A 17,152-nucleotide genomic window follows, 5' to 3' on the forward strand; every position below is an offset into this window, starting at 1 on the left:
CACAGTAATGAAAGCGGAGGGTTTGACGCACGACGATGTGGGCCAAGTCTCCTGCATGTTCGTCGAACGCCCTGTGGTCAAGCGGACTGCCCGCGCCATCCTCCTCGCCGCCGGGGAGGGTCCGGCGCCCACGGTGGAACTGATCCTCATCAAGCGCACCAAGCCCGGCCAGGAGCCGTACTGGATCACCCCGGGAGGCGGCGTCGAGCCCGGCGTGGACCGCACCGTGGAGGACGCCCTGCACCGTGAGGTGGCCGAGGAACTGGGCGGGGCGATCACCGATGTGGTGCCCGCCTTCGTGGACACGGTGAGTGACCCCGCGGAGACACCGGGGGGAGTGAAGGTACAGCACTTCTTCGTGTGCCGACTCGTCTCGCTCGACCCTCGCCTACGGCACGGACCCGAAGTGGAGGAGCCGCAAGGAGAGTACGAGATCGTACGGCTCCCCTTCACTCCACAGGGCCTGAACTCGGTGGAGGTGGTCCCGCCGAGGCTGCGGGCCTATCTCGCCGCGAACATCGAGGGGGTGCAGGCCCTGCTCGCGCCCGACCTCCGCCGTCCGTCGCCGGGGCCGGCCGACCCGCCGGGGCCGCCACCCGACTCCGCACGCTAGCCGAACCAGCCCTGGAAGGGCGCGGGTTTCCGCGGCTCGCTCGGCTCGGCTTCCTGGCGGCCGCGCCGCTGCGCCTCCGCCAGCGCCCGCTCGGCCTCCAGCCGCCAGGCGGAGACGTCCCGGGCGTGCTCGGCGGACCCGGCGCTCTCCGCGCGGGCCGAGATGGCGGCCGAGACCGCGGAGGACGCGGCCGGCGTCGTCCCGGCGGCGTGCTGACGCCGCCGGGGCAGCTGCGGGAGGGCGGCCGCCCGCGCGGTCGCGTCCTCCGGTGCGGCAGTGGGTCCGGCACCGGGCGGCGGGTCGTCCTCGGCCTTCCCGTCGCGGCCCGGCCCGGCCTCGGGCTGCGCGGCCGGTTCGCGGGCTCCGGTACGCGCCTGCGCGGGGACGGGTGCCGGGGCGGGCGGGGCGCCGGGGGAGAGGGGAGTGCGTGGTGCGGGTATCGCGCCGGACGGCAGGGACGCCGGGGCTGGTGGTGCCTGCGGGGGCAGCGGGACGGAGTCGCCGGACGGCGGCACCGGTGGGACGGCGGGTACGGCCGGGGCGGGGGCCGGGAGTCCCGACGCGGGCGGAGGCGCCGACGGCGGGGAGGCCGATACGGGTGCCGACGGGGGAACCGGCGGCGCCGCGGGCACCGGCGGGGGCACCGGCCCCGGCGACACCGTTGCCGCGGGGGCGGTCACCTCGCGGTGGCCCTCCCGGGCGTCCCGGGCGGCTCCGAAGAAGTCGCCGCCCTTGCGCTTGTAGTCGTCGGTGCCCCACTCGCGCGCCGCGCGGCGCGGGGCCTTCATCAGATGGGGGATGTGCTTGGCGCAGTGTATGTACGCCTCCTCCACCTCGACCCGCACCCACAGCACGGCCCGCCGACCGGGTATCGGGTCCTGCGGCAGGTCCGGTACCGAGGGGCGCAGTTCCGCGTCGTCCAGCACCTGGGCGCGGCCGTTGATGTGCAGGCCGATCCGGGCGCGGAGGAAGTCGACGAGAAGCAGGCCCACATGCGGGTTCTCCCCGATGTTGCCGAGGCTGGCGTGGACGCCGTTGCCGCGGTACTCCGGAAAGACCAGCGTCCGCTCGTCCAGTACGCGCAGGAACCCGGGCGGCCCGGCGCGGAAGCTGTTGTCGCACTCGCCGTTGCGGTCGGACGTGGCGAGGAAGAACATCTCCTGCTGCTGGGTGAACTCCCGCATCCGCTCGTTGAGATGGTCGAGCACCTGGTCCTGGTAGAACCGTTCGGCGCGCTCCTGCGAACCGATCCGCTGCTGCAGCGCGTGCTCCCCGTCGCTGCCGGGCAGCCGCCGCGGCGGGTCGGGGTGCTGGTCGGTCCCCGCGCCCATGCCCTCCGCGTGCCCCGCGGAACCGTCGCCGTATCCGTTCGCGTCACTCAACGCCGCCACTCGTCCCTTTCCTCGACCGGCCGACCGGACGGCTGCCCCGCGGCCGGCCTCGGAGTACCCGTCCCGGGTGACCGGCTCCCGGCAGCAGCCGCGATCCGAACACCCCACCACCTATGCCCTCTGCGCGGCCAGTTCGTCGAGGGAATCGTGCCGTATTCGGTGCGTCGGAATCCCGAGCCCGCGCAGTGTCTCGACCCCGGTCCTGATCATTCCGGGCGGTCCGGAGAGGTAGCCGTCGTACGCGGGCCAGGGGCCGTATCTGCGTACCGCGTCCGGAAGCTCGCCCGCGAGCGCCTCAGCGGCCGAGGCCGCTCCCGCCGCGACGACGGGGCGCACCGACAGCCACCGGTGGCGGTCCTGGAGGCGCAGCATCGTCTCCAGGTCGTAGAGGTCCTGGTCGGTGCGGGCCCCGTAGAAGACCTCGACCGGGCGCGCCCGCCCCCGGCTGACCACGTCCTCGACCAGTGCCTTGATGGGGGCGATACCGGTCCCGCCGCCCAGGCAGAGCAGTCCGCTGTCGGCCTCGTGGTCGACGAGCATAGAGCCCGCGGGCGGGCCGAGCCGCAGCACGTCGCCGGGGCGGGCGCGCTGCACCAGCGCCGTGGAGACCCACCCGGCGGGCACGGATTTCACGTGGAAGGTCAGCAGGCCGTCGGGGCGAGGCGCGGACGCGAACGAGTAGTGCCGCCACACCCGGGGCCACCAGGGCGTCTCCAGGCTGGTGTACTGCCCGGCGCGGAACGGGTACGGCTGGTCGGGACGCACCGTGATCACGGCGATCTCCGAGGTGCGCAGTTCGTGCGAGACGATCTCCGCGTCCCACCAGGCGGGCGCCCGGCGCTCGTCCTCGGCCGCCGCGTCGATCATCGTCTGGGAGATCGCGGTGTAGGCGCGCACCCAGGCCGCCTCGGTGCGGGGGCTCCAGGTGTCGGGTGCGTAGCGGGCGATCGCGGCCATCAGGCACTCACCGACGGCCGGGTAGTGCGCGGGCAGGGTGCCGTATTTGCGGTGGCCGCGACCCAGCCCGGCGAGGTAGTCGCCGAGCAGCTTGCCGTCGTCGAAGAGGCGTACGGCGGTCAGCAGCGCGCGGAAGAGCCGGTCGCGCTGGCCGTCCATGGCGGCCGGGAACATCTCGCGCAAGTGCGGGTACTGGACGAACAGCAGCGCGTAGAAATAGGCGGTCGCCGAGTCGGCGGAACGTTCCAGCTCCGCCATGGAGGCTCCGATCAGTTCGGAGTCGCCGAGCTGGTCGCCTGCGGGGTTCGCGGGCGCGGCGGGAGCTGTCCGCCCCGCTGCGGCAGCCGGCGCCGCCGCCATCGGTTCGGGAGCCGCCTCCGGCTCGTGCGCGTGTTCAGGTTCCGGTTCGTGTTCCGGTTCCGGTGCGGTCGCCCCCGCGGTCCGCAGGGACTGTGCCGCGTCAGGTGCGCCTGGCGCGGGGCGCTCCGCGGGTGCGGCATCGGACGCCGGGGTGAACCAACCCCGTCCGCCGCTGCCACCGGCGGACGCACCGTCGCTGCCCGACATGGTGGTCATGCTCGCCTCGCCTCGTACCTCTTCCGGACGTTCTGTGCACATCCGTGTTCCGAAAGTTTCGGTGAACCGCCCCCTGTGAACACCGTGCCCAGAACACTTTGCACTCCTTACCGCACGATGCGGGAGGGACCGACCATACCGTGAAGCCTTCACGCCACAACCCCCGTTCGCGGTTCCCGCGAATTCCGTCATTCGGAACCCGCGAAGGAATTACCGTGCCGCGGGGACGAGTGCGTGGGCCTCCCGGAGATCACTTCCGGTGTAGTGGTGCGAGGCGAGTGAGCGGACGTGGTGGTCGGCGTTCACCGCGACGGAGACGGGTACGGCGGCGAACAGCTCCGTGTCGGAGAGGGAGTCCCCGTACGCCACGCAGTCCGCCGGCCGCAGCCCGAATTGGGCGCAGAGCTCCTCCGCGATCTTCACCTTCGACGAGGGCGAAAGAATCCCGGCGGGATCGAGGGGACGCGCCGGATACTTCGTACTTCCGTTCGGAATTGCGCGCGGAACCTCCGGCCATCGCGAACCGTGGGTAACCTCGGCCCCCCAATCCTGTAGTCGCCGCACAAAGAAATCCGGCGAGAGAGAAATCACGGCGCAGCGCTCGCCCTCCGCCCTGAGCCTCGCCCACACCTCCGGGATGCCCGTCAGCCACGGCGCGGCCGCGAAGGCCGCGGACACGATCTCGTCGTTGAGCGCCGACCACAGCGCACACGCCCGGAGGGCGAACTGCGGCGGTGTCAGTTTCTGTTCCGCAAAGGCCCGTTCGAGATCCCGGATCTCGGCGTCGACCCCGAGCTGCCGGGATATCTCCACCGAGGCCGCCGAACCGTACAGCAGGGTGCCGTCGAGGTCGAAGAGGTGGAGCCGGGGGCGGCGTTCTCCCGGCGTCGGTCGCGGATTCGGATGCTGAGCCGGACGCATACCGGCGATCGTACGGGCGCGGGCCTGCCACCGACCCCGCAGCCGGGCAACGGGTACGCCGCGCTGCGCCGCGTACTCGGAGCCGAGTAGCCCCCGATACTCCCGCTGTCGGACGCCCCGGACGCCGGACGGCGGCACAGTCGCCGGTATGCGGCAACTGTCCCGACGTGCCCGCAGAGGCACTCTCGCGCTCCACGTCTGCTCCTCGGCCGGCTGGCTCGGCATGACGCTGTGCCTGCTCGCACTCGGCCTCACCGCGGCCCTCACCGGGTCCGGCCCCGCGGCCGAGGCCTCCTACCGCTCGATGAAGGTCTTCGCCGACTGGCTGCTGGCCCCGCTCGCGCTGGTCACCCTGGCCAGCGGTGTGCTGCTGTCGGTGGGCACCCGCTGGGGGCTGGCACGGTACTGGTGGGTGTGGATCAAGTTCTGGCTCACGCTGGCCGCCACCCTGGCGAGCGTGCTCCTCTTCCGGGTGCGGATCGACAGCACCGTCGCCGACGTGGCCGCGGGGCGCCCGATCCTGCCGTACGAGTTGGTGATCCCGCCGCTCGTCTCGCTGAGCGCCTACACGTTCATGACCGTCATCTCGGTGCTGAAGCCCTGGGGCCCGACCAAGCGGGGCCGCCGCGGCGCCCCGGCCCGCCGCCGGCCCGCGGGCCCGGGCCCGCGGGCCGGGTCACCGGGCTCCGGACGGCAGGACCGGTCACCCGCGGCGGATGCGTGGAACCGGCCGTCGGCGCCCGGCCGTCGCAGCCGGTCAGCGGCCCCGGCCCCCGGACGGCAGGCTGTCGGCTGACGGCCCGCCGGGGGCTGCCCGGACGGCGGCCGCGGACGGCCCGGCCCCGGCGTACGCGGGCCCCGGCTCCGCGGCGCCGTCCGGTGCGGCCGCCCCGGCCGTCCGCACCGTCAGCCCGGTCCGGGGCGCCGGAGTGGCGCCGCGGCGCTCCAGGACCGCGGAGGTCACCGCCAGCGCGAGGGCGCCCAGGGCCAGCCCGGCGCCCGCCATGTTCGGCGACGTCGGGCCGAAGCCGGCCCCGAGGACCAGCCCGCCGAGCCAGGTGGCGAGCGCGTTGCCGAGGTTGAAGGCGCCGATGTTCATGGCCGAGGCGAGGGTGGGCGCGTCCGCCGTCTGGTCGAGCACGCGCTTCTGCAGCGGCGGGACCGTGGCGAAGCCGAACGCGCCGATCGGCGTCAGCGTGACGGCGGCCGCCGCCTTGTCGTGCGCCGTGACGGTGAACACGGCCAGCGTCCCGGCCAGCGCGACCAGGGCGATGCACAGCATGGGCAGCAGGGCCCGGTCGGCGAATCGGCCACCGACCAGGTTCCCGGCGACCATGCCGACCCCGAAGAGGACCAGCAGCCAGGTCACGGAGGTGTCGGCGTACCCGGCGGCCTCCGTCATCATCGGCGCGATGTAGGTGATGGCGGCGAAGACCCCGCCGAAGCCGAGCACGGTCATCCCCATCGCCAGCAGCACCTGGACGTTGCGGAAGGCGGCCAGTTCGTCGCGGATCCGGCCGGTGCGGGGGCGCGGTCCGCCCGTGGGGACGGGCCCCTCCGGTGCCCCGGCCGCCGGACGGTCGGCCACGCCGTCGGCCGGACTCTCCGCCGGGACGTCCCGGGGAACCAGCGCGGCGACGCCCGCCAGCCCCAGCACCCCCAGCCCGGCGACGGCGACGAAGGTGAGCCGCCAGCCCGCCTGCTGCCCCAGCAGGGTGCCCAGCGGCACACCGACGACGTTCGCGAGGGTCAGCCCGGTGAACATCAGGGAGATGGCCGCGGCCTTGCGGTGCGGGGCCACCAGTCCGGCCGCGACGATCGAGCCGATGCCGAAGAAGGCACCGTGCGCGAGCGAGGCGATGACCCGGCCCGCGAGCATCACGCCGAAGGCGGGCGCGAGCGCGGAGACCAGGTTGCCCAGCACGAACAGGCCCATCAGCAGCATCAGCATCCGCTTGCGGGAGGTCCGGGTGCCCAGGACGGCGAGGACCGGGGCGCCCAGCAGCACCCCGACCGCGTAGCCGGATGCCAGATACCCGGCGGTGGGGATGGAGACCCCGAACTCGGCGGCGACCTCGGGCAGCAGGCCCATGATCACGAACTCGGTGGTCCCGATGCCGAAGGCGCCGATGGCGAGCGCCAGCAGGGCGAGAGGCATGAGCGGGGAACCTTTCCATGCGGAGGGCGATTGCAAGCGTCGACATTAATTGCAGACGCTGGATATATGCAAACGCCGACTATTGCGGGGATGCTCTAGCCTGGAAGGCGCGCCGTGCCGCTCCGCCGGTGCGCGCAGGTCCGCCCCGGTGATACGGGGACAAGGGCGGCCGAACGGAAGCCGGTAGCCGGAAGCCGGGCGGGAGAACGGACAGCCGGCCGGCCGGGAGAGGAGTTCCTTCATGTCACGCCACGCCGATCTGGGCCTCGCACAGGGCTGGTGCGCGCTCTCCGCGCTGCACGGCCGGATCGAGACCCACATCGAACGGGCGCTGCACGCCGCACACGGGCTCAGCGTGCGCGAGTTCTCCCTGCTGGACGTCCTGAGCGAACAGCACGACGGGGACGGCGGCCACTTCCGGATGACCCAACTCGCCGACACCGTCGTCCTCAGCCAGAGCGCGACGACCCGCCTGGTCAGCCGGCTGGAAGAGCGCGGACTGCTCCGCCGCTACCTGTGCCCCGACGACCGGCGCGGCATCTACACCGACGTCACCGAAGCGGGCCACGCCCTGCTGGAAGCGGCACGTCCCACGCACGACACCGCGCTCAAGGAGGCGCTGGCCGCGGCCGAGGCCCGGCCCGAACTCGCCCCCCTGGCAGCCGCCGTCCGCGCGCTCGCCCCCGCCCGGCCCGCGGAGTGACCGTCCGGCCCCACCCACGGGCCCGGGGCGTACAGTGCGGAGAATGACCACGACTTCCGGCGGTTCGCGAACCCCCGCCGAGACGCCCGCAGCGGAATTCACCGTCCGGCGGGCGCGGGCCGAGGACATCCCCGCGATCGTCGCCATGCTCGCCGACGACGCCCTCGGGGCCACCCGCGAGACCCCCTCCGACCTCGCCCCCTACCGCGCCGCGTTCGAGCGGGTCGACGCCGACCCACACCAGCACCTCGTCGTCGCCGAGATCGACGACAGAGCAGTCGGCACCCTGCACCTGACGATCATCCCCGGGCTGTCCCGCCGCGGCTCCACCCGCTCCCTCATCGAGGCCGTACGGGTGCACACCGATCTGCGCGGCAGCGGTCTGGGCACCCGGCTCATCGAGTGGGCCGTCGCCGAGTCCCGGCGCCAGGAGTGCGTACTGGTCCAGCTCACCTCCGACGCCACCCGCGTCGAGGCGCACCGCTTCTACGAGCGCCTGGGCTTCCAGGCCTCGCACCTCGGCTTCAAGATGCCGCTGTCCTGAACCGGGCCGCCGCAGGGCCTCACCACAGCCTGCGCGGCCGCACCGGATCAGGCCGCGACCGGGCTCAGGCGGCCCCGCGCCGCTCCCGGCAGGAGGCCATCGCCCCTCTGGCGGCGGGACCGGCCCAGGAACCCGCGCCGCGGGAGCCCGCCCCCGCAGCCACACCTCCACCCGCACCTGCCGAGGGGCCCGCCGTCGCGCTCCCGGCGGGGATACCGAGCCGCTGCCACACGCGCCCGCGCAGCAGCGCGTACTCCTCCGCCCTGCGCAGCGAGTGGCGCATCGGGCGCGGCACCGAGACCCCCTCCATGACGACCTGACCGGCGCGGAACTGGTCGCGGGTGAGGTCGATCTCGGATCCGTCCGGCAGCCTGTTCCACCAGTGGAACCCCTGCCGGCCGCCGTGCTCCCCGTACACCTCCCCGCACATCAGCTCCCCGCCCAGCAGGTCGTGCACCACCAGCGCCGTCACATCGCACTGCCCCCACGCGGGGTTCGCCGGACTCCAGCCCGCGCGCCGCAGATCGTCCGGGGAGCAGGTGTCCGCGCCCCAGGAAGCGCGCAGCGCTCCCTCGATCCGGCCCAACTCCGAAGCACCCGCGCCCATACCGGAAACCCCGACCGCATCCGCACTCATGTCCGCAAGCATGCCCCACCCCACTGACAACGACCCCTGCCGACCGCGATCGGACCGCAGCACACCGCGGCCCCTCCCGGGACCGGGCTCAGCTCGGCCCGAAGCCGCCGTAGGGCCGGAGCGGCACGACGCGGAACTCCGACATCTCCTTCCGGGCCAGCGGAAGGGTGTCCACAGCCGCCTGCGCCTCCTCCGGCGAGCCGGCCTCCAGCAGGAAGCAGGCCCCCGGTCCGTCCCCGCGCAGCCAGATCTGCCGCAGTACCCCGTCCGCGTACAACTTCCGTACCGCCGCCGTCTCCTCGGGGAGCACAGCGGCGAACTCCTCCTCGGAATAACGGTCGCTGTAGCGCTGGGTCATCACCAAGAACTGCATGCTCAGACCCTACTCCGGACTCCGTCCCCGGGGATCTTCGGCCGGGAATCCGGAGCCGCGAGCGCGACGTGATCCACGTCCACGCGCTCCGGACATCCGCCGCCCCCGATTCCCCGGCCGGGCCCTCAGCCGTCGCCCAGCGTGCGCTCCAGGAGGGGCAGCAGCCGGTCCCAGTGGCGCCGGTGCCCCGCCGGGCTGAAGGCGTCGGTGTCGGACATCGTGTAACCGTGCGCGGTGCCGGGGTAGATCTCCGAGGTGTAGCGGACCCCGGCGGCGTCCAGGGCCTGGTTGAGCTCACCGAGGGCCTCGGGCGTCAGATCGGTCTCGGCGTGCCCGAGGTGGATCTCGGCGGTGATCCTGGAGAGCAGGCGGTGCAGGCTGTCGGGCTCATCGGCGCCCACCGGCCCGTGGAATCCGGCGACGGCGGCCACCCGGTCGGGGAAGGCCGACGCCGTGCGCACCGCCAGCAGGCCGCCGATGCAGTAGCCCGTGACCGCGACGGGCCCGGGCCGGACCTCCGGCTGCGCGGTGAGGAACTCCAGACAGGACTCGGCGTCGCGCACGATCCGTTCGTCGGTGTGCGCCTGGATCAGGGGCATCAGCTTGCCGATGGCCTCGTCCCGGGCCGCGTCCCCGATGTGCTCGGGGAGTTCGATCACCGGAGCCGGACCGGTCCGGTAGAAGAAGTTGGGAACGAGCACGTAGTACCCGTGCCCGGCCAGTTCCTGGGCGAGTTCGCGCAGCACGGGCCGGTCGCCGAAAGCGTCCCCGTACATCAGCACCCCCGGGAGCGCCTCCGGGTGCTGTCCGGCACTGTCGGGAAGGGCGGCGAAAGCGTCGGCCCGACCGTCCACGGTGGGAATCGACAGCGTCTTGATGGGCATGGACCCTCCTGTCCGTTCGATCCCTCGAGCTTATGATCAGAACAGCCGGAACGGGGCGCCGCAGCACCGCCGGATACGGAAGACCGGTCCGTTCCCGGCCTCTTCACCCGGGAGATTCCCGCTCGTCTTCCTGCTCCGACCCGCCGGTCTCCGCGAGCAGCCTGCTCACCCGCCGCATGACGTCCACCTGCGCGGGGTTGTAGAGATCCACGAGGGCCCTGTCGATCGTCTCCCCGACGAACTCCTCACCCCGTGCGGCGTCGGCGGGCAGCGTGGCCAGTCCCGGATGCTGCCGGTACAGCGCCCGCAGGGAGGGCACCAGGCGCTCGGCCAGGTCGGCGCGGATCCGCTCGCCGGCGTCGCCGGGCAGCTTCTCGAACTCCTCACCAATCGGACCGATGGTCGGATTCCGCAGGAAGTCGGCGTAGGACTCCATGCCCTCGGGACCGAGCACGGTGCCCATGACGGTGACGAACGAGCGGTCCGCCTCGGGCATCGGGGTGTTCGCCGTCGTGGCGAACTCGGGCGGCAGATCGGTCGGCGCCGACTTGTCCAGGATCAGGGCGAGTTCCGCCCTGGCCCGTTGCAGGCGTTCGATCGTGGCCGCCAGTTCGGCATCGAGGGTGCGCAACGCGTCCTCCGGATGATCGTCGGTGGCGCCCATCTCGGCGATCCGGGACAGCGAGAACCCGAGGTCCACCAGGCGCTTGATCCGCAGCAGCCTGACGAGATGGGCCACGCCGTACTGCTTGTAGCCGTTGGCGCGACGCTCCGGCTCCTCGAGCAGGCCGACCTCGTGGTAGTGCCGTACCGCACGCAGGCTCGTGCCCGCGAGTTCGGCTATCTCCCGCGTGCTCCACGCCACGATGCTCCCGCTCCGTTCCACCGCTGGACGTCGGCGCGGCAGCGCCGACGGACCCAAGTCCAAACCATGCCGTCGCGGCATGGTCAAGTGCGGCATGGTCACATGCGGCCACGCGGACGACACCTCCCGCGAAGCCCCCGACCGGTGGCCCGAGCGCGACCCCTCCGGGCGGAAGGGCCGCCCGGCGGCGACACCCTCGACGGTGAACCGCTCGGAGAACGAGCTGGTCAGGAACCTTTGACGGGAACGTGATCCATCCCACAACAGCCGCAGCTTGAGTGTGCCGTAACGGCACAGTCTTTCGTGTTCCCCAGTTCACCCACCGCTCACGACGGAATCCGGGAGGGAACCGATGACCACGACCGATCAGCGCGCACTCACCTCCGCCGAAGCCGCGCCGGGAGCCAGGGCCGCGGCCGATGCCGCACCCGGCGGCGCGGCCGGAACCCCGGGCGGCACACCGGCCGATGCACGCAGGCTCGCCCCGGACCCGGAAGCCGCGGCCGCCGAGCCCGCCCCGGCGGTGTCGTCGCAGCAGAAGCTGCTCGACCAACTCGGCGGCACCCGGGGAATGGTCTGCACGGCGATCCCGGTCGCGGCGTTCGTCGCGGCCGACGCGGCCGTCCCGCTGCCGATCGCGATCGGCGTCGCCCTCGCTCTGGCGGCCGCGATCACCGTCTGGCGCATGGTGCGGGGCGAGCGCTTCGCCACGGCGGTCGGCGGTCTCGTCGGGGTGGCCACCGCCGGCGGCGTCTCGGCATGGACGGGCTCGGCGGGCGACTTCTTCCTTATCGGCATCTGGGCGAGCTTCGCCGGAGCGCTGGTCCTGCTCGGCTCGCTCCTCGCGCGAAGGCCGCTGACCGGCGTGCTGTGGAACGTGTCGCACGGCAACACGTACGCGTGGCGCGGCGACCGGCCCAGCCTGCTCGCACACGACGTCGCCACCGGCACGCTGACCGTCCTGCTCGCGGCCAGGTTCGCCGTACAGCAGTGGCTCTACCTGTCCGACGCCACCGGCTGGCTGGCCGTGGCCAAGATCGCCATGGGCACCCCGCTGCTGGCACCGGCGCTGCTGGTCGTCTTCTGGTCGTTCCGCCGCTCGACGAGGCGGCTGGTCCGCTGACCGGGCCTGCCGCGCGCCGTTGGCCCCCGCCCTGCGCCCCGCCCCGCCCCGCCCCGGCTCACGGCTCCGGCTCACGGCTCCGGCTCGCGGCGCGGCGGCCGTCGCCCAGCGGACAATCGCACGGTGCAACTCCCCTACGTCCACCGCGTCAGTCCCCACGACCCCGCCGGGTGCCCTGACGAACCCGGCCGCCGCACCGGCGGCGCGGACGGCGCCGACACGACGAACACGGCACGCCGGTTCCGCAGCTCGCACCGGCCGGCGCCGACGGCACGCCCCTCGGGCCCGGCACCACCCAGGTGCGGAAGATCCGGTAGCAGCCGGCCCTCAGCGGGCTCCGGGCCGGCGCAGCGGCCGACGAGAGCGGGCGCCGGCCCCGCGCCCCGGGCCGAGGCCTTCCGCACCCGGCCACGGGCGTCCGCCGCGCGCTCTTCCGCCGACAGTGAAGACCGGCCCGATCGGACCCGGCGGCCAGTAACGTCCGGACTCACGACGATCAGCACCCGCGAGGTCGAGTACCCGGCCGACGGCCTCACGATGATCGGGCACCTCGCCCTCCCGGCCGGTACCGGCCCTCGGCCCGGCGTCCTGGTCGGCCCCGAGGGGCCGGGCCTGAACGACTTCCAGCGCCGCCGGGCCGACGCCCTCGCCGAACTCGGCTACGTGGCCCTGCCCTTCGACCTGCACGGCGGCGGACACTGGTTCACCGACCCCGAGGAGATGCTGGCACGTACGACCCCGCTCCTCGCCGACCCCGACCGGCTGCGGGACATCGGCCGTGCGGCACTCGACGTGCTGTGCGCCGAGCCGCTGACCGACCCCGACCGGATCGCCGCCGTCGGCTACGGCACCGGAGGTGCCATCGCGCTGGAACTCGGGCGCGCCGGGGTCGACCTGCGGGCGATCGGCACGGTCAACGCGGTGACCACGGGCCGACCGGGCGAGGCGGCGCACATCCGCTGCCCCGTGTGGGCCGGGGTCGGCTCCGAGGACCCGATCATGCCCGCCGAGCAACGGGACGCCTTCGCGGCCGAGATGCAGGCCGCGGGCGTCGACTGGCGCCTGGTGGTCTACGGCCGCGCCCTGCACGCCTTCCACTACCCGCCCGTCGACCAGACCACCGTCCCCGGCGTCGCACACCACCCCCGGCACGCGCAGCGAGCCTGGCGCGACATCGTCGACCTGCTCACCGAGTGCGTACCGGTGACGGAGTGAACCGGCGGGTCAGGGACTTCCGCGCCCTGACCCGGCTGACCCGGCGCCGGAGGGTCCCCGCTGCGATCCCGGCTGCCGGCCCACGCCCCGGGGCACGGCTCTCATCGGCGGGCCCCCGCCGCCCGTCCGGACTCCGGACCGCAGCGGGCCCGGGGGCGGACGCCTGCCCGGGGAGGGTCCTCAGTCGAGGCAGAACTCGTTGCCCTCGACGTCCTGCATCACGAGGCAGGACTCGTTCTCCTCGTCGGCGAGCAGGAGACGCACGCGCTGCGCGCCGAGGGCGACCAGCCGCGCGCACTCGGCCTCCAGCGCGGCGATCCGCTCCTCGCCCACCAGCCCGGTACCGGTCCGCACATCGAGGTGCAGACGGTTCTTGGCGACCTTGCCCTCGGGAACCCGCTGGAAGAACAACCGCGGACCCGCGCTCGAGGGGTCACTGCAGGCGAACGCGGCGTCCCTGCGCTCCGGCGGCAGCGAGCGGTTGTACTCGTCCCAGGTGCCGAACCCCTCCGGCGGCGGCGGTACGACGTACCCCAGCACCTCGCACCAGAAACGGGCGACGCGCTCGGGCGACGCGCAGTCGAAGGTGACCTGGAATTCCTTGATCGACGCCATCGGCCCACCCTAGCGGCACGTACCGCTCCGCGGCCCCTGAGGGGACGCCGTTGTCACGCGGAGCGCGGCCTCGCAGGCACCCGCTGCTCAGCCGGGCCGGACTACCGTTGCGTCCGGACCACCGCTGCGTCCCGGTCAGCCGACCCGGCCGACGAGTGCCGAGACATGGACCTGCTCGGGGAACAGTTCGACAGGCGGCAGTGCCTTCCGGAGCAGGTCCTCGAATGCCGGTCGCTGCTCGGCCGCAGGCAGTTGCTCCGCGGGGACGGCGGAGTAGAGACCGCCGACGACCTGCTCGAAGGTGAGTTCTTCGGTGTAGGACACCGCTGTGCTCCGCACGTCGGAGAAACCGGCCTCCTTCAGGGACTCGGCGTACCGGATCCGGTCCTGCTCGGCCGTCCCGCAGGACGCGGTGAGTCCGGTGCCGAAGTACTCCTCCAGGCAGCCGCGCAGCGCGCCGGACCAGTCGGAGTCCTGCTGCCAGAGCGGCGCCCCGTTGGCGAGCACGGCGATGCCTCCGCCCGCGCGGAACAGCGGCAACAGGTCCCGGAAGAGCGCGTCGTGCCGCATCCAGTGGAGGGCCTGTCCGATGACGGCCATCGCAAGGGGGGACGCCCGTCCCAGCAGCGCGCCGAGCGCGGGGACATCGGTGTCGGCGCCGAGCACCCAGGTCACATTGGCCGCCCCCCGCGCACCGGATCTCTCGCGCGCGAGGCGCAGCATGTCCGGCTCGGGGTCCATCCCGAGCACCGAGCGGACTCGCCGCGCGAGCGGAAGGGCGAGCTGCCCTGTGCCGCAGCCGAGGTCCAGGACGCAGTCGGCCGCTGTCAGGGAGAAGTACTCCTGGAGGGTGTCCAGCACGCTCTCCGGGTATCCCCGCCGGAATCTCGCGTAGTGCTCCGCCACTTCACCACTGAACCCCACAGTCATGAGAACACTGTGTCGGCCGCCGGTCCTTCTGCACAGCTTCCCGCATGCCGATCGCTGCGGGCGGAACGCCACCGGCCGCGGCGGCCGGGAGCCGGCCTCACGCCACGGCGCGGTCGCTCTCTCAGCGCGGGGGGACGCCCTCGTCCGCGCTCCGACCACGGCCCCGCCCGGCGGACCGCGGCGCCGGGGGCAGGAGCCGGCTGCCGAGCAGTACGGCGCAGGACGCCGTGGTCAGCAGCCCGCCGACGAGGAAGGCGGCGCGCACGTCGGCGGACGCCAGGACCAGTCCGCCGAGTGCGGCGCCTGCGGCGATACCGGCGTTGTAGAGGCCCGAGTTGGCCGCGAGGGCGAGGTCGGTGCGGCTCGGCGCGCAGTGCAGCATCGCGTGCTGCGTGGCCATGAACACCGGGCCGAGTGCGCCGCCCATCAGCACCAGGAACGCACTGCGGCCACCGGGTCGCTGCCGACCGCGTACAGCCCGAGCATGCCCACCGCCTGGGTGCCCACGGCCGTGGTCAGCGCGGCCTGCGGACAGCGGTCCAGCAGCAGCCCGGTGAGGGTGACCCCGACCAGACACGCCGCACCGAAGGCCAGGAACAGGACGCTGATCGCACCCGGAGAACAGCCGCTCACCTCGCTCAGGAAGGCCGCGAGGTAGGTGTATCCCGCGAACGCTCCGGTGGCGGAGAGCGTGCCGGCCAGCAGCACGGTCCCGAACCGGCGGGCGTCGGGGCTGGTCCCGTACGCGGCGGGCTCCCGGTCCGGGCGCGCGGTCGGCAGCAGCGCGGCGACGGGCAGCGGGGCGACGCAGCCCAGTGCCGCCAGCACGGTGACGGGCGCGGGCCAGCCGTGCCGCCACCCCAGCCAGGTCCCGGCGGTCACACCGAACACCAGGGCGAGCGACCCCGCGACGGAGATCGCGCCGACCACTTCTCCATGGTGCTGCGATAGGGAAGCCCCGAACCCGCCCTCGCCGCCCGGATCTGCACGTGGTGATGTGCTGTGCGCTGTGCACTGTTACCTGTATGCGGTGCTGAGCTGCACTGTGCGTGGGGAGTCGAACCCCTGCGTTGCTCTTCACGCGCCAGGAGTGGGCTGGAAGACCGCCGGCCCTCGGTGTGTGCACGCCTCCGAAGCAGCTACCTGCTCCATATCGCCGAGCCCGTTGGACTGCTCAGTCCAACAGGTCGACCTCCCAGTTCGTACGCTGGATCCGCACATCGACCTCGCGGATCTCTCGGGCGAGCGCATCTGCCTGTCCGCGCAGTTCCGCGACCGGAAGCGCGGAAAGCATCATCAGCTCGGACCGAAGCTGCCGACCGTATCCCCGCTCGCCCTTACCCGCTGCCGCGTCCGCCGCCGCAGTGACCACAGAGTGACGCAACCGCAGGACATCCCGGCGCGCGAGGGCATCGGTGAGCGTCCCATCCGGTTCCAACTCCACGGCGGCGTTGGTCCGATTGATCCGCCGGATCAACGTTTCCAGAGCATCCAGCACCGCACCGGCCTCAGCCAAGAGCTGGGCCGCGTCCTCGGCGGGTGTCTCCCCTTCCTGGTATCGCGCGCTGCTGACGACGCGGGCTCGAAGCTGTTCCACACGCCGCGTCGCCTCCGCACGTTCTGCCAGTGCCTCAGCAAGCTTCACTGTCCCCACCTCCCCCTCCATGTGCTCGCACGAGTATACGAATGCGAATCAGCTCATGCGCACCTGGATTCTGCTCGGGAAGGCCGTCGAGGACCCCGGATCCGTTCGCCGGTGCTGACGGTCAGCACTTGCCGGCACCTCCACCGCGGCGGCCTCCCGGGACGGACCGTGAGCCGCTGCACGAGCGTCGCGAACAGGCAGTGTGGGACCGAGCGGTCAGCCGAGCCGGGATGCGATCCGGCGACGGGCAGCTCCCCAGACTTCCTCGAACTCCTCGAAGGTGAGTTGCTCGGGATCGTGGCCTTCCCATTCCGAGACGGGCGGCTCGGCGGTGATCCCGAACCTGCTGTCGTACTCCTCGAGGCGGCCTGCGTCGCGGGCCTGCTGCCACTCGGTGAGGGAGGCAGCTGCGATCGGGATCCGTTCAGGCCCTTCGAGTTCGACCTGCCGGACCACCCAGCCTTCGGCGTCGACCTCGAAGTAGAACCAGGTGTCTTCCACGTCCCAGTAGCAGCGCATCCATGTGGTCACCGGGCCATGTTGTCAGGCCGGACACGCCGTGCCACTCCGCTCTGTCTCATGGTTGAGCGATGAACCCTGCCGATCGGTCGAGCTGAAAAGGCGAGCCGGAACGGGTCGGATCCCAGCCTTGATTCCGTGCTTCTCGGATGCTGGCAGCAACGTGAGCTGGACGAATCGGCTCCGTCTCGACGCCAACCCAGTTACTGGAATGGGCCTGATCGCTGATGACGATCAAGATCGTGCCCGGCTGGCTGCCGCCGGCCGCTTCGACCGCGTAGGTCATCGGTGTCCAGCAGAGTCCCTGCATGTAGGAGGGCTTTCTGCGGATCCTCCAGCGGTACTCGATCCCGTCGACAGTTATGCGCCGGGAACCCTTCCTGTTCAGCGTCATCTTCCCCCCTTCGCTGCTGGGCCCCAGCGCCGTGCAACAGGTCCGCCCCAGCCGGAATTTTCCGAGCGGCTGTGACGACGCGTTTCCCG

The 17,152-nt window shown here is 72.7% G+C and carries 18 protein-coding genes and 2 pseudogenes; 6 read left to right on the forward strand and 14 right to left on the reverse strand.

Translation table 11 applies throughout. From position 1 onward, the window contains the following. Positions 1-55 precede the first annotated feature (55 nt). Positions 56-613, forward strand: coding sequence for an NUDIX hydrolase (locus P2424_RS15135; protein ID WP_276478987.1), 558 nt, complete (start codon positions 56-58; stop codon positions 611-613). Positions 614-1,311: 698 nt separating this feature from the next. On the opposite strand, the pseudogene P2424_RS15140 reads toward P2424_RS15135, so the two are convergent. The 3 genes and pseudogenes from P2424_RS15140 to P2424_RS15150 all read right to left on the reverse strand — a co-directional run. Beyond that, a pseudogene (locus P2424_RS15140) lies at positions 1,312-1,944 on the reverse strand (pyridoxamine 5'-phosphate oxidase family protein); the annotation flags it as partial. A 171-nt stretch (positions 1,945-2,115) separates the two neighbouring features. Then, positions 2,116-3,537, reverse strand: a complete 1,422-nt coding sequence (locus P2424_RS15145; RefSeq protein WP_276476263.1) for a globin domain-containing protein — start codon at positions 3,535-3,537, stop codon at positions 2,116-2,118. Between the two features lie 210 nt (positions 3,538-3,747). Then, the gene (locus P2424_RS15150; RefSeq protein ID WP_276476264.1) at positions 3,748-4,458 is read right to left on the reverse strand and encodes an HAD-IB family phosphatase; all 711 of its coding nucleotides are present in this window, start codon (positions 4,456-4,458) and stop codon (positions 3,748-3,750) included. A 148-nt stretch (positions 4,459-4,606) separates the two neighbouring features. Between P2424_RS15150 and P2424_RS15155 the strand changes: the two genes are divergently transcribed. Then, entirely contained in the window at positions 4,607-5,254 is a 648-nt protein-coding gene (locus P2424_RS15155; RefSeq protein ID WP_346660091.1) for a DUF2269 domain-containing protein, read from the forward strand. Here the strand turns inward: P2424_RS15155 and P2424_RS15160 are convergent. Continuing rightward, the gene (locus P2424_RS15160; protein ID WP_276476265.1) at positions 5,216-6,616 is read right to left on the reverse strand and encodes an MFS transporter; all 1,401 of its coding nucleotides are present in this window, start codon (positions 6,614-6,616) and stop codon (positions 5,216-5,218) included. The genes P2424_RS15155 and P2424_RS15160 overlap by 39 nt on opposite strands. A 241-nt stretch (positions 6,617-6,857) precedes the next feature. Between P2424_RS15160 and P2424_RS15165 the strand changes: the two genes are divergently transcribed. Together P2424_RS15165 and P2424_RS15170 are read left to right on the forward strand one after the other, a co-directional pair. Next, positions 6,858-7,319 (forward strand): MarR family transcriptional regulator, encoded by a 462-nt coding sequence (locus tag P2424_RS15165; protein ID WP_276476266.1) that lies wholly within the window; start codon positions 6,858-6,860, stop codon positions 7,317-7,319. 43 nt (positions 7,320-7,362) lie between these two features. After that, positions 7,363-7,863: a GNAT family N-acetyltransferase gene (locus P2424_RS15170; protein WP_276476267.1), complete on the forward strand. Its 501-nt coding sequence runs from the start codon at positions 7,363-7,365 to the stop codon at positions 7,861-7,863. Between the two features lie 64 nt (positions 7,864-7,927). Here P2424_RS15170 and P2424_RS15175 read toward each other — a convergent pair whose 3' ends face one another. The 4 genes from P2424_RS15175 to P2424_RS15190 all read right to left on the reverse strand — a co-directional run bounded on the left by P2424_RS15175 (position 7,928) and on the right by P2424_RS15190 (position 10,622). Then, entirely contained in the window at positions 7,928-8,500 is a 573-nt protein-coding gene (locus P2424_RS15175) for a hypothetical protein (protein ID WP_346660092.1), read from the reverse strand. An 88-nt stretch (positions 8,501-8,588) separates the two neighbouring features. Continuing rightward, positions 8,589-8,873: a muconolactone Delta-isomerase family protein gene (locus P2424_RS15180; protein WP_276476268.1), complete on the reverse strand. Its 285-nt coding sequence runs from the start codon at positions 8,871-8,873 to the stop codon at positions 8,589-8,591. A 125-nt stretch (positions 8,874-8,998) separates the two neighbouring features. After that, positions 8,999-9,757, reverse strand: a complete 759-nt coding sequence (locus tag P2424_RS15185) for a dienelactone hydrolase family protein (protein ID WP_276476269.1) — start codon at positions 9,755-9,757, stop codon at positions 8,999-9,001. A gap of 103 nt (positions 9,758-9,860) precedes the next feature. Beyond that, positions 9,861-10,622 (reverse strand): MerR family transcriptional regulator, encoded by a 762-nt coding sequence (locus P2424_RS15190; RefSeq protein WP_276476270.1) that lies wholly within the window; start codon positions 10,620-10,622, stop codon positions 9,861-9,863. Positions 10,623-10,974: 352 nt separating this feature from the next. On the opposite strand from P2424_RS15190, the gene P2424_RS15195 reads away from it, so the two are divergent. Together P2424_RS15195 and P2424_RS15200 are read left to right on the forward strand one after the other, a co-directional pair. After that, the gene (locus P2424_RS15195) at positions 10,975-11,745 is read left to right on the forward strand and encodes a DUF3159 domain-containing protein (protein WP_276476271.1); all 771 of its coding nucleotides are present in this window, start codon (positions 10,975-10,977) and stop codon (positions 11,743-11,745) included. A 537-nt stretch (positions 11,746-12,282) separates the two neighbouring features. Then, positions 12,283-12,960, forward strand: a complete 678-nt coding sequence (locus P2424_RS15200; RefSeq protein ID WP_276476272.1) for a dienelactone hydrolase family protein — start codon at positions 12,283-12,285, stop codon at positions 12,958-12,960. 180 nt (positions 12,961-13,140) lie between these two features. Here the strand turns inward: P2424_RS15200 and P2424_RS15205 are convergent, their stop codons facing one another. The 6 genes and pseudogenes from P2424_RS15205 to P2424_RS15230 form a co-directional block, all read right to left on the reverse strand. After that, a complete protein-coding gene (locus tag P2424_RS15205; protein ID WP_276476273.1) occupies positions 13,141-13,575 on the reverse strand; it encodes a VOC family protein in 435 nt (144 codons plus the stop codon). Between the two features lie 135 nt (positions 13,576-13,710). Then, complete coding sequence (locus tag P2424_RS15210) at positions 13,711-14,505, reverse strand: methyltransferase domain-containing protein (protein WP_276476274.1); 795 nt, start codon at positions 14,503-14,505, stop codon at positions 13,711-13,713. A gap of 121 nt (positions 14,506-14,626) precedes the next feature. Continuing rightward, a pseudogene (locus P2424_RS15215) lies at positions 14,627-15,441 on the reverse strand (MFS transporter); the annotation flags it as partial. A gap of 238 nt (positions 15,442-15,679) precedes the next feature. Beyond that, positions 15,680-16,150, reverse strand: coding sequence for a DIP1984 family protein (locus P2424_RS15220; protein WP_276476275.1), 471 nt, complete (start codon positions 16,148-16,150; stop codon positions 15,680-15,682). 216 nt (positions 16,151-16,366) lie between these two features. Next, positions 16,367-16,681 (reverse strand): hypothetical protein, encoded by a 315-nt coding sequence (locus tag P2424_RS15225; RefSeq protein ID WP_276476276.1) that lies wholly within the window; start codon positions 16,679-16,681, stop codon positions 16,367-16,369. 46 nt (positions 16,682-16,727) lie between these two features. Beyond that, entirely contained in the window at positions 16,728-17,063 is a 336-nt protein-coding gene (locus tag P2424_RS15230) for a hypothetical protein (RefSeq protein WP_276476277.1), read from the reverse strand. Between the last annotated feature and the right edge of the window lie 89 nt (positions 17,064-17,152).

It is taken from the genome of Streptomyces sp. WMMB303 (assembly GCF_029351045.1).
Classification (GTDB): domain Bacteria; phylum Actinomycetota; class Actinomycetes; order Streptomycetales; family Streptomycetaceae; genus Streptomyces.

Coding starts and splice junctions, on each gene's coding strand:
- P2424_RS15135 (WP_276478987.1), top strand. CDS start 56: ATGTTCGTCGAACGCCCTGTGGTCAAGCGGACTGCCCGCGCCATCCTC.
- P2424_RS15145 (WP_276476263.1), bottom strand. CDS start 3,537: ATGACCACCATGTCGGGCAGCGACGGTGCGTCCGCCGGTGGCAGCGGC.
- P2424_RS15150 (WP_276476264.1), bottom strand. CDS start 4,458: ATGCGTCCGGCTCAGCATCCGAATCCGCGACCGACGCCGGGAGAACGC.
- P2424_RS15155 (WP_346660091.1), top strand. CDS start 4,607: ATGCGGCAACTGTCCCGACGTGCCCGCAGAGGCACTCTCGCGCTCCAC.
- P2424_RS15160 (WP_276476265.1), bottom strand. CDS start 6,616: ATGCCTCTCGCCCTGCTGGCGCTCGCCATCGGCGCCTTCGGCATCGGG.
- P2424_RS15165 (WP_276476266.1), top strand. CDS start 6,858: ATGTCACGCCACGCCGATCTGGGCCTCGCACAGGGCTGGTGCGCGCTC.
- P2424_RS15170 (WP_276476267.1), top strand. CDS start 7,363: ATGACCACGACTTCCGGCGGTTCGCGAACCCCCGCCGAGACGCCCGCA.
- P2424_RS15175 (WP_346660092.1), bottom strand. CDS start 8,500: ATGAGTGCGGATGCGGTCGGGGTTTCCGGTATGGGCGCGGGTGCTTCG.
- P2424_RS15180 (WP_276476268.1), bottom strand. CDS start 8,873: ATGCAGTTCTTGGTGATGACCCAGCGCTACAGCGACCGTTATTCCGAG.
- P2424_RS15185 (WP_276476269.1), bottom strand. CDS start 9,757: ATGCCCATCAAGACGCTGTCGATTCCCACCGTGGACGGTCGGGCCGAC.
- P2424_RS15195 (WP_276476271.1), top strand. CDS start 10,975: ATGACCACGACCGATCAGCGCGCACTCACCTCCGCCGAAGCCGCGCCG.
- P2424_RS15200 (WP_276476272.1), top strand. CDS start 12,283: ATGATCGGGCACCTCGCCCTCCCGGCCGGTACCGGCCCTCGGCCCGGC.
- P2424_RS15205 (WP_276476273.1), bottom strand. CDS start 13,575: ATGGCGTCGATCAAGGAATTCCAGGTCACCTTCGACTGCGCGTCGCCC.
- P2424_RS15210 (WP_276476274.1), bottom strand. CDS start 14,505: ATGACTGTGGGGTTCAGTGGTGAAGTGGCGGAGCACTACGCGAGATTC.
- P2424_RS15230 (WP_276476277.1), bottom strand. CDS start 17,063: ATGACGCTGAACAGGAAGGGTTCCCGGCGCATAACTGTCGACGGGATC.